Raw genomic sequence first — 10536 nt, 5'->3', positions numbered from 1 at the left:
CATAAATCTTACTATTCATATTTTATTCTACTTTGCGATAACTTGTATTTTATAAGAAATACCATTTTTTGCTTTACAACCATTTGCCATAGTTTTTAAAGCATTAATCATATTTCCATTTTTCCCAATTAGTTTACCAATATCAACACTATTTGCTTCAACTGTTATTTCTGCAAATGTATCATCGATTAACTCTTTAGTAACACGTACATCATTAGGCACACTAACAATTAGTTTTGCATAGTTTTCTATAAAATCAGTAATCATAGTAACTATCTAATTATTTTGATGCTAATTTTGCAACTTTTTCAGAAGGTTTAGCACCAACACTTAACCAGTAGTTATATCTTTCTTCATCAATTTTTAATACTTTTGGCTCAGAAACTGGGTTAAAGTATCCAATTGATTCAATCCAACCTGAATCTCTTCTTTTTCTTGAGTCTGTTACAACGATTCTATAAAATGGTTTTTTGTTTCTTCCCATTCTTGTTAATCTAATTACTGTCATATTTTCTTTCCTTAATTTAATTTATAGTATTGAATTCTAAACTCAAAATAAAGTTCACAACTCAATACTATTTTATTTAATATATCTCTATCTAGGTAACTTTGGCATTCCACCAGGTCCCATTTGAGACAACATATTTTGTAAACCTTTCATTCCACCTTTAGAAGAAAGTTTTTTAGCCATTTTTGAAGCACTTTTAAATTGTTTTAAAATCTTATTAATTTGTACTTCTGAAAGTCCAGAACCTCTAGAAATTCTTTTCTTTCTACTTGGATTCATTAAGTCTGGATTTTCTCTTTCTTTTAAAGTCATAGAACCAATTAAGGCTTTAATTCTTTTAATTTCATCAGAGTTTTCAAAATCCATATCTTTTATTGGTCCAGCCATTTGAGATAGACCAGGAATCATTCCAATAATAGATTTCATAGAACCTAATTTACTCATCATTTTAAGTTGATCTAAAAAGTCATTAAAGTTAAAATCACCTTTTTTAATCTTTTTAGCAACTTCTTTTGCTTTTTTCTCATCAATTACAGATGACGTTTTTTCAGCAAGTCCTTCGATATCTCCAAGACCTAATAATCTAGAAACAATTCTATCAGGAATAAAAACTTCAAGGTCTGGCATTTTTTCACCATTACCAATAAATCTTAATGGTACACCAACTTGAGAAGCAATAGATAATGCAACTCCACCTTTTGTATCACCATCATATTTAGATAAAATTACACCATCAATTCCAATTTTTTCTTTAAATGTTGTAGCTGTTTTAGTAGCATCATGACCTGTTAAAGAATCAGCAACATAAAAAATCTCATCAGGTTTAATTGAATCTCTAACATCTTTTAATTGATTCATTAATTCTTCATCAATTGCTAATCGTCCAGCTGTATCAATTAATAAAACATCATAATGCTCTTTTGTAGCTTTCTCTTTTGCATCTTGTGCTATTTTTATTGGATTTGTTTCATTATCATCAAAATAAATATCAACTTCAATTTGTGCTGCAATTTGTTTTAATTGTTCAACTGCTGCTAATCTTTGTAAATCACACGCAGCAACTAAAACTTTTTTATTTCTAAGTTTTAAATAGTTTGCTAACTTACCTGTTGTTGTTGTTTTACCAGAACCTTGAAGTCCTGTCATTAATATTGTTGTAGGAGGAGTATTTGAGAATACAAAACCTTGGTTACCTTCAGTTGTTAAAACTTTAGTCAATTCATCTTTTAATGCTTTTAAAAATGAATCTTGTCCAATACCATTACTTTTTGTTTCTAACTCAATAGCTAAAACTAATTCTTTAGTTGTTTTATGATGAACATCAGCTTTTAATAAAGATTTTTTTAACTCAACTATTGCTTTTTTTAATGCAGTAGCATCATCTTTATGTCTTATTTTATTAACAGCATTTTTTATTGAACCGGTTATTGAATCAAACAAAACTTTTCTCCCAAATATTTATAAATTGCACGGATTATACTTTTTATTTACTTTAAGAAAGATTAATTAATGTAGTTTTTAAGTAAAGTTTTATTTTATTATTTTGATAGTTAAAAGAGGAAACTCCATAAATAGGAGTTTCCTTTAGTGTAGTAGTTATTTTAAAGCTTAAATTTTAATTAAATTCATACACTCTAAATTCTCTAGGTTCTTTACATTCAAATTCGTAATCAAAGATTCTTGTAATTTTAGAATGTAATAATACTCTTGTGATGTTAGTTGCTGGTTTTCCATACATTAAATCACCAATAATTGGTAATCCAACTGAATTTAAATGTACTCTAATTTGATGAGTTCTACCAGATTCAATAACAACTTTAATTTTTGATTTATTACCTTCTACTAATAATGGATAAACAGTTGATTTAGCTGGTTTACCTTTTTTCATATCAATTTTAGATTTAGCACTACCTCTATCTTTTGTAGTAAGAATTGGTTTATCTATTTCAATTTCATCAATTACTTTACCTTCAACAATAGCTACATACTCTTTATATACTCTATTTGCTTTAAACTCTTTAATTGCTCTTTTTTGAAATTCTTCATTTTTAGCAAACATCATAACACCACTTGTTTCTTTATCAAGTCTATTAAGTAAAATTGCCTTTGGGTATTTTTTAGCAACTTCATCAGCTGTTAAAAATGCTGGTTTATCAACTACTAGAATATCATTATCTTGAAAAATTACTTTTATTGGAGCTACATCTTTTACAACAAAGTTAGTATCAACATTGATTTCACCTCTTGCAATTACAACTTTTTTACCACCTACTCTTACTAAACCTTTATCAATTAATTCTTTAGCTTTAGAATTAGATATGTTTTCTTGCATTGCTAATAATTTATATGCTTTATCTACTGACATTTATTTCCTTTATTATGGGATCAATTGAACCAGCTTTTGTCAATACTGGTTTCTTTAAATTTTTAATATTATCTAAGTATTCACTTAATTGATTATCTTCAATTAAATAATAATTATTAATACACTCAAAAAGTGGTTTTTGATTAAATATATTTTTACCACTTATAATTTTACAACCAAAATAGGCAGGTTCAATTGGATTATGTCCACCTATTTTTTCAAAAGCTCCACCTAAAATAACAACATCAGAAATTGAAAAAATATCATTTAAAATACCCATTTTATCAACAAGTATTATATCTGAATCAAAATCATTTTTTTCACTGTATTTATGATAAGTAAAGTTTTTATTTTTTATATACTCTTTAATTAAAATATCAACTTTTTCAAATCTTTCAGGATGTCTTGGAACTATTACTAACTTTCCATGCTCTTTTTTATATGAAGATAAAATTAATTTTTCTTCATTTTCATGAGTACTTGCAGCTGTAATTAAAGTCGTATTTGGTTTTTCTAAAATATTCTTAACTTTAGGAAGTTGAGCTAACTTTATATTTCCAATAACTTCAACATCTTTAGCACCTAATTCTTCTAATCTTTTTTTATCAATATCACTTTGTGCAAATACTTTATCAATATTTTCAAAAATCTTTTTATAAAGAAATGAAAATCTTTTATATGATTTATACGATTTATCCGAGATTCGTGCATTTATTAAAAAAGTCTTTGCACCTCTTCTTTTAGCAATAAAAAAAAGCATAAACCAAAGCTCAGCTTCCATAACAACTAATACTTTTTGCTTATTAATCCAAAAAGGTAAAAATATTTCAAATGGTAAATATCTTACATTTGATGTTGTTTTTAAAGCTTGCTCATAACCTGTATTTGTAATAACAGAAACATTTGCATCTTTGTTATAATATTCAAGTAAAGGCTTAATTGCAATTGTTTCACCCATTGAACATGAATGAAACCAAATACCATTTTCTTTAAATTTAGGATTATTTCTTAAAAAAAATTTTGATGGTATTGCTTGTTTATATTTGGAATTTTTAGATTTATAAAGTAAATATGGAATAGCTAGTATATAAATTATAATACTTAGTAAGTAATAAAATATACTAAAAAGGCTCAAATCTAAGCCTCTTCAGTTTCTGCTTCTTTGTAAAGAATTCTTCCACAATGTGGACAATTTACAATTTCTTCTGATTTAATTACTTCTGCATATGTTTTATCATTAATTTTCATATAACAACCATAACATGCTTGTTTTTTTACAGGAACAACAGCAGTATCTTTTGCCCATCTTTTAATTTTTTCATAAAATGTTAAAATTTTATTATCAAATTTCTCTAATAATTCACTTCTTTCTTTATAAACAAGATTTCTTTCTTTGTTTATCTCTTCAATATTATCATCAACTGCAACTTGAATTTCTTTAATTGAATCTTCTTCTTCAGTTAATTTATCTTGATACTCTTTTAAGTACTCTTCTTTTGACTCACATAAAGTATCTAATCTAACGATTTCTTCATTTGCAAAAGTAATTTGCTCTTTAGCAATTTCTTCTTCTAACTGTAAAGCTTTTAATTCTTTTTCAGTTTGAACGTCTTTATTTTTCTTAGAAATAGTTTCTAATTTTGTTTTTAATTCCGATAAATGGATATTATTCTTTGTTCTTTTTGATTTAATATCATCAATTTCTAAATATAAAGAATTTATTGTTTCTTTAATACCTTCTGCTGCATCTACAAATGTAGCTAACTTTTCTTTTTCATTCTCAATTTTTGGCTCATACATGCTAATTGATGTATCAAATTGTGATAATTTTATTAAATCCTGTAAATACTTATTCAACCGTTTCTCCTTCTACAAAAAACTCAAATGGATTTTTCGAAGCTGTTATTATAGCTTTAAATTCATTTTTATTCAAATATTCTGAAAGAAGTCCTTCAATAAGGAAACTAAAATATCTTTCACTCTCATAATGTCGTATATCTATTAATGAAATTCCTCTTGCTTTTGCTTCCATTGCATCATGATATTTTATATCACCTGTTAAGAAACAATCAGCTTTAACCTCATCTAATAACGACATTCCTGCACCTGTTACAATCGCTACAGTTTTTATAAATTCATTACATTTAACTGCTTTTGTAGTTTTTAAATTTAATTTTTTAGATATATTTTTTACTAAATCATTAAAATTCATATTTACATTCGCATAAGAAATAAATTCATCTGTATTGATTATTTCTAAACCTAAAACTTCTTCTGCCACATATTTATTTAAATGAGTTTTATCAATATTTGTGTGCATAGAAATTAAAGATATATTTTTTTGAATTAACTTTTTCAATAACTTTGTACTATAAGTATCAAAATTAACTTTTCTTAAGGGTGAAAAAATCAATGGATGATGTGTAATTACTAAAGAATTACTATCCATTGTATCAATTAATTCTGCATCTAAATCTAGACTAATATATAGTTTTTCAATTTCATCATCAAAAGATCCTACTAGTAAACCGGCATTATCCCATTTTTCTTGTATATCAAAAGGTGATATTTTATTTAAAACATCATATATATTCTGTACTTTCAAATTAAATCCTATGAAAATAGTTCTGGGTTATTTTCTTTTAATTTTTCAAGAGCTTCAAGAGATGATTTTGTGTTAACTCTTGCCAATCTTTGAGGTTCTTGTTCTTTATATAAAATAGCACAACCTTGAGATAATTCTCGAACTTTTAAAATATAGTTTTGTCTTTCAGTAACTGAAATTGCTTTTCTTGCATCTAAAGTATTAAAAGCATGTGAAGCTATCATACATTGATCATAAGCTGGTAATGGAAGTCCTGCATCTAAACAAGCTTTACATTCATTAAAAGCATCTTCAAAATGTCTAAATAGCACTTCTGTATTAGCTACCTCAAAATTATATTTTGAAAATTCATACTCACTCTCTTTATGAACATCACCATATGTAGTTGTACCAAATTTATTTTCATTCCAAACAATGTCAAATACTGAATCAACACTTTGTAAATACATTGCAAGTCTTTCAGTTCCATATGTAATTTCAACTGCAACAGGATCACAAGGTAATCCACCTACTTGTTGAAAATATGTAAATTGAGTAACTTCCATTCCATCAAGCCAAACTTCCCAACCAAGTCCCCAAGCACCAAGTGTTGGAGATTCCCAGTTGTCTTCTACAAATCTAATATCATGTTTAGATAAATCTAATCCTAAATATTCTAAAGATTGTAAATACAAATCCTGAATATTATCAGGACTTGGTTTTATTAATGTTTGGAATTGATAATACGCACCTAATCTATTTGGATTTTCTCCATATCTACCATCAGTTGGTCTTCTACTTGGTGCAACATATGCTGTTGCCCAAGGAGTAGAGTCTAAACTTCTAAGTAATGTTGAGGGATGAAAAGTTCCAGCACCAGCTGGAATATCATAAGGTTGAACAACATTACATCCTTGGTTAGCCCAAAATTCTTGTAGTTTTAATAGAATTTGTGAAAATGTAATCATCTATTTAATTCCTAATTTTTTTATTTTTAATTAAATCTAAGTGTTTAAATATTATAGAATTACTTCTATACTTTTTGAATCACTTTCAACAGCTTTAGATTTAATTATTCTGTCTTCTTTTAATTTAATAGCTAATTCTTTATCTGTAATAGCTAAAATTTGAATTGCTAAGTAAGCTGCATTTATAGCACCTGCTTTACCTAAAGCAACTGTAGCAACTGGCATACCTGATGGCATTTGAACAGTAGAAAGCATAGCATCCATACCATCCATAGCTCCACCTTTCATAGGTACACCAATAACTGGTTTAGTTGTTCCTGCTGCTAATGCACCCGCTAAATGGGCAGCCATACCAGCTGCTGCAATAAATGCTACTGCACCTTTTGCTTCAGCTTCTTTGATATATTCTTTAGTTCTTTCAGGTGATCTATGAGCTGAAGAAATAACCATTTCATACTTCACATTAAATTTTTCAAAAGTGTCAGAACAGTTTTTCATAATCTCATAGTCTGATTTACTACCCATTATAATTGATACAAAGTTCATTTTAATCCTTAAGTTTTTCTTTAAAAGTAGATATTATATCAAAAAGAATCTAATAGTTTTATAATCCTATTTATTTTAAGTTTTTCCCAAGAAGAAAATTTATAAAAAGTAAGTTCATTATTATCAAAAATAAAGTTAGAATAATTAATAGATTCATCATGAAGTTCTATTGCTTTTGTATATTTATAATATTTTATTTTTTCTTTTATATTAGTTTTTGTAAAAATCACAACTGTTGGTATTAAAAAAGCATCTGCAATATGAAAAGTTGAAGTTTCAGTAGTAAGTATAAAATCCATATTTGAAACAATATATGCATAATCATCAAAACTTTTTGAATCTTTAGATAAATTAATATATCTATCATCTGTAAATTTTGAATTAATATTTAAAGTTGACACAATTATATAATCTGTTTTAACTAATAGTTTTTTTAATATTTTAAATGCAATATCTTGAGGCATTGATTTATTAATATCTGCAGAATACGGATGAAAAAGTATTAGTTTTGATCTTTCTTTTGCATTATTAATTTTATTTTTTAAAGATTCACTAGGAATATAATGTTTTAAACTTAGTTCATTATATTTTAATTCATCTGATACTTTATGATAATCTATACCAAATTTATTTAGCCAAATATCAATATTATTCTCTTCAGTACAATCACTAAGTTTTGTTTTCATTGCACTTGAATCAATAAAATAATCATATTCACATAAACGTTTTACGCTAATACTTAAAGGATAAACTTCATGAATAAACTCTTGTTTTAAATATATTGATTTATCTCTTGTATAAAAACTATTATTTGAAGCTTTTATATAGATATCTAAAACAACAGTTCCATATATTTCACTTAGTTTATTATATAAAATTCTAAGAGCTGAACAAGCAGATACCATTTCACTAATTGAATCACCAAATCCACCAATAATTGCAAGTGAGATTTTATTGTTTTCAAATTTTTTTAATTGATGAAAAAGGTCTACTTTCTGTGTAGATTGAAGTAATGGTTTTATTTGATATTTATTTTCATTAAAATTATTTTGAATTTTTTGACCGAAGTTTTCTAAATTTTCTTGTTCATTTTCATTAGAGATTCCCAATTCAATTGGGAATTGCTCTATTGACCTGATTTTTTCTTCATTTAGTAATTTAGCAGAATATTTATCTTTATTTAAAGTTTCAAAAACTTTTTTTAAATCATTAAAATCTTCAGATGTTGTAATATATAATGTTTCACTATTTAAATTTGATGGATTTTTTAATTTATGATATTCTATTAAAGTACCATCAGTTGCTTTAATATTCATATTTTGAGTAACTCTAAAAAATATCATAACTATTAATTAAATTTCTGTATTTTCAACTCTTAACATTGTTAATGCAGGAAGTTTTCCAGGTAATTTAATTTTATTAGTATTACCACTATGTACAGATTCTAATTCTTTATTTGTTTCTGTTAAGATTTTTTTGAAATTAACATAATAAACTCCATCTTCTGCTTTAAAAATTTTACCAATTTCATTTTCACACTCAGTAATTTCAGTATTTTTTGGTACAAAAATTTCTACATCTTGATTTGGGTAAATTTTATATTTACATAAGAAATGCTCACCATCTGGAGTTATTAATCCAGATACTTCATAAGAACCTTTAGATAATGCATATTCATGATTTTGAGAATCCATTTTTTCAAATGGTCTATGAATTAAATAAGCATCTGTAAATCCTCTATTTTTAGTTGTATGTAATTCTCTTTGGTATTTTGCTGGATCAAATGTACCTTCATAATAATCATCAATTGCTTCTCTATATGCATTTGCAGTAACTGCTGCATAATATGGAGATTTTGTTCTTCCTTCGATTTTAAGTGAATCAACTGCACCTGAATCTAAAATTTCATTAATATGAGAAGCTAAGTTCATATCTTTTGAATTGAAAATATATGTACCAACTCCTGGCTCTTCTTCTAATCTAAATAATGTATTTTGATTTTCACTCTCTGCATATAGTGTATATTCAAATCTACAGTCATTTGCACAAGAACCTCTATTTGGAACTCTACCACTTTGAACAGCAGATACAAGACATCTTCCTGAATATGCAAAACACATAGAACCATGTACAAAAATTTCTATTTCCATTTCTGGTAAATGTTTTTTAATCTGCATTACATCTTTTAATGATATTTCTCTTGCAACAACAATTCTTTTAACACCTAAATCCCAAAATACTTGAGCATCAAGATAATTAAGAACATTTGCTTGTGTAGATAAGTGAACATCAATATCAGGTGCAATTTCTCTACATAATTTAACAACACCTGGTGCTGCAACAATAAAACCATCAGGCTTAAGTTCAGCCATTTTTTCAATGTGTTTTTTTAATAAATCTATTTGTGAATTAAAAGGAAATCCATTGATTGTTGCATATACTTTTTTACCACGTTCGTGTGCATAATCAATACCTTCTTTAAATGTTTCAAATGTAAACTCTTTTCCCGCTCTAATTCTTAAAGAAAAGTGACTAACACCTGCATATACTGCATCAGCACCATATTGTATAGCTATTTTTAATTTCTCTAAATTTCCTGCTGGTGATAGTAGTTCTACTTTATCTTTATTCATAATTTTCCTTTGGTTGTTTCTGTAATTATCTATATTTTAATTAATACTTTTTTTTAAATCTATTATTATATCAAAATTTCTCTAAATTTAATAGGACAATTTTTGTCTACTTTATTATTTTTAAAACTAAGTTAGTGTTAATCTAATTATTGTAAAATTATTAAAATTGTATTTTAGGAGATTTCTATTTAATAAATAGTAGATAACAAATATGCTTAATAAAGAATTTCTAAAAACATTAACAATATTATATGTTGAAAATGATGAAAATATCATAACTTCTTTTGAACCTTTTTTAAATAATTTGTTTAAAAAAGTATTTATTTCAAATAATGGAAAAGATGCACTTACAAAGTACAATGACTTAATAAATAATAAAGAACAAATTGACATAATTATTAGCGAATCTACAATGCCTTATATGTCAGGAATTGAACTACTAAGTAAAATAAGAGAATCAAATAAAAACTTACCTTTTATATTTTTTACTGAAGATAATGATATTAATCTACTACTTGAATCTTTAAAGCAAGATGTTACAGCACATTTTACAAAACCAGTAAAGTTTGAAGAAGTATTACAAAAAGTTGAAGAAGTTTGTTTAGTTAAAAAAGAAGAAGATAAAGTTTTACATTCTCAAGCTGAAGTTGAAGAGTATCTTGAAATTATAAATAAAGTTGCAGTTGTTTTTATTTTTGATGAAAATGGAAAAATAAATTACGTAAATGAGTTTTTAAAAGAACTTGTTGGATGTGAAGATGATGATATTATAGGTGAAGATTATAAAATAATCTATCATCATGAAATTGCAAAAGAGATATTAAAAAATCAAGAAGAAACATTACTAAATGGACAAAATTGGCAAGGAAAACTTAAATATATAACTAGAAATAGTTCAACTTTTTATGCTAATTCAACTATCTTCCCCATAC

Annotated in this window: 12 protein-coding genes; 1 reads left to right on the top strand and 11 read right to left on the bottom strand. The window is 26.1% G+C overall.

Features of this window, described 5'->3' with window-relative positions:
* Positions 1-27: 27 nt before the first annotated feature.
* The 11 genes from ACERKK_RS07210 to ACERKK_RS07160 all read right to left on the bottom strand — a co-directional run bounded on the left by ACERKK_RS07210 (position 28) and on the right by ACERKK_RS07160 (position 9604).
* Positions 28-267, bottom strand: coding sequence for a KH domain-containing protein (locus ACERKK_RS07210; RefSeq protein ID WP_373772408.1), 240 nt, complete (start codon positions 265-267; stop codon positions 28-30).
* A gap of 13 nt (positions 268-280) precedes the next feature.
* Entirely contained in the window at positions 281-508 is a 228-nt protein-coding gene (rpsP, locus tag ACERKK_RS07205; RefSeq protein WP_373772407.1) for a 30S ribosomal protein S16, read from the bottom strand.
* Positions 509-595: 87 nt separating this feature from the next.
* Entirely contained in the window at positions 596-1948 is a 1353-nt protein-coding gene (gene ffh / locus ACERKK_RS07200; protein ID WP_373772406.1) for a signal recognition particle protein, read from the bottom strand.
* Between the two features lie 175 nt (positions 1949-2123).
* Positions 2124-2873: a pseudouridine synthase family protein gene (locus ACERKK_RS07195; RefSeq protein ID WP_373772405.1), complete on the bottom strand. Its 750-nt coding sequence runs from the start codon at positions 2871-2873 to the stop codon at positions 2124-2126.
* Positions 2860-4008 carry a lipid IV(A) 3-deoxy-D-manno-octulosonic acid transferase gene (gene waaA, locus ACERKK_RS07190; RefSeq protein WP_373772404.1) on the bottom strand — a complete coding sequence of 383 codons (1149 nt, stop codon included), beginning with the start codon at positions 4006-4008 and terminating at the stop codon, positions 2860-2862. Before waaA ends, ACERKK_RS07195 begins: the two co-directional genes overlap by 14 nt.
* 2 nt (positions 4009-4010) lie before the next feature.
* Positions 4011-4730 carry a zinc ribbon domain-containing protein gene (locus ACERKK_RS07185; protein WP_373772403.1) on the bottom strand — a complete coding sequence of 240 codons (720 nt, stop codon included), beginning with the start codon at positions 4728-4730 and terminating at the stop codon, positions 4011-4013.
* A complete protein-coding gene (locus ACERKK_RS07180) occupies positions 4723-5478 on the bottom strand; it encodes a Nif3-like dinuclear metal center hexameric protein (RefSeq protein WP_373772402.1) in 756 nt (251 codons plus the stop codon). The genes ACERKK_RS07185 and ACERKK_RS07180 overlap by 8 nt, the downstream gene beginning before the upstream one ends.
* 8 nt (positions 5479-5486) lie before the next feature.
* Positions 5487-6425 carry a glycine--tRNA ligase subunit alpha gene (gene glyQ, locus ACERKK_RS07175; RefSeq protein ID WP_373772401.1) on the bottom strand — a complete coding sequence of 313 codons (939 nt, stop codon included), beginning with the start codon at positions 6423-6425 and terminating at the stop codon, positions 5487-5489.
* A 51-nt stretch (positions 6426-6476) separates the two neighbouring features.
* Positions 6477-6971: a 5-(carboxyamino)imidazole ribonucleotide mutase gene (gene purE, locus ACERKK_RS07170; protein WP_373772400.1), complete on the bottom strand. Its 495-nt coding sequence runs from the start codon at positions 6969-6971 to the stop codon at positions 6477-6479.
* Positions 6972-7009: 38 nt separating this feature from the next.
* Positions 7010-8314: a hypothetical protein gene (locus ACERKK_RS07165; RefSeq protein WP_373772399.1), complete on the bottom strand. Its 1305-nt coding sequence runs from the start codon at positions 8312-8314 to the stop codon at positions 7010-7012.
* 9 nt (positions 8315-8323) lie between these two features.
* Positions 8324-9604, bottom strand: a complete 1281-nt coding sequence (locus ACERKK_RS07160) for a peptidase U32 family protein (RefSeq protein ID WP_373772398.1) — start codon at positions 9602-9604, stop codon at positions 8324-8326.
* A 211-nt stretch (positions 9605-9815) separates the two neighbouring features.
* Here ACERKK_RS07160 and ACERKK_RS07155 point away from each other — a divergent pair.
* Positions 9816-10536 (top strand): response regulator (locus ACERKK_RS07155; protein WP_373772397.1); only part of this gene is annotated, 721 nt, incomplete at its 3' end.

Source organism: Poseidonibacter sp., assembly GCF_041821165.1.
Classification (GTDB): domain Bacteria; phylum Campylobacterota; class Campylobacteria; order Campylobacterales; family Arcobacteraceae; genus Poseidonibacter.
Note: the sequence above shows the minus strand (reverse complement) of the source record. Positions and strands in the feature narration are given on the sequence as shown.

Coding starts and splice junctions, on each gene's coding strand:
- purE (WP_373772400.1), bottom strand. CDS start 6,971: ATGAACTTTGTATCAATTATAATGGGTAGTAAATCAGACTATGAGATT.
- ACERKK_RS07210 (WP_373772408.1), bottom strand. CDS start 267: ATGATTACTGATTTTATAGAAAACTATGCAAAACTAATTGTTAGTGTG.
- ACERKK_RS07160 (WP_373772398.1), bottom strand. CDS start 9,604: ATGAATAAAGATAAAGTAGAACTACTATCACCAGCAGGAAATTTAGAG.
- rpsP (WP_373772407.1), bottom strand. CDS start 508: ATGACAGTAATTAGATTAACAAGAATGGGAAGAAACAAAAAACCATTT.
- ACERKK_RS07165 (WP_373772399.1), bottom strand. CDS start 8,314: ATGATATTTTTTAGAGTTACTCAAAATATGAATATTAAAGCAACTGAT.
- glyQ (WP_373772401.1), bottom strand. CDS start 6,425: ATGATTACATTTTCACAAATTCTATTAAAACTACAAGAATTTTGGGCT.
- ACERKK_RS07195 (WP_373772405.1), bottom strand. CDS start 2,873: ATGTCAGTAGATAAAGCATATAAATTATTAGCAATGCAAGAAAACATA.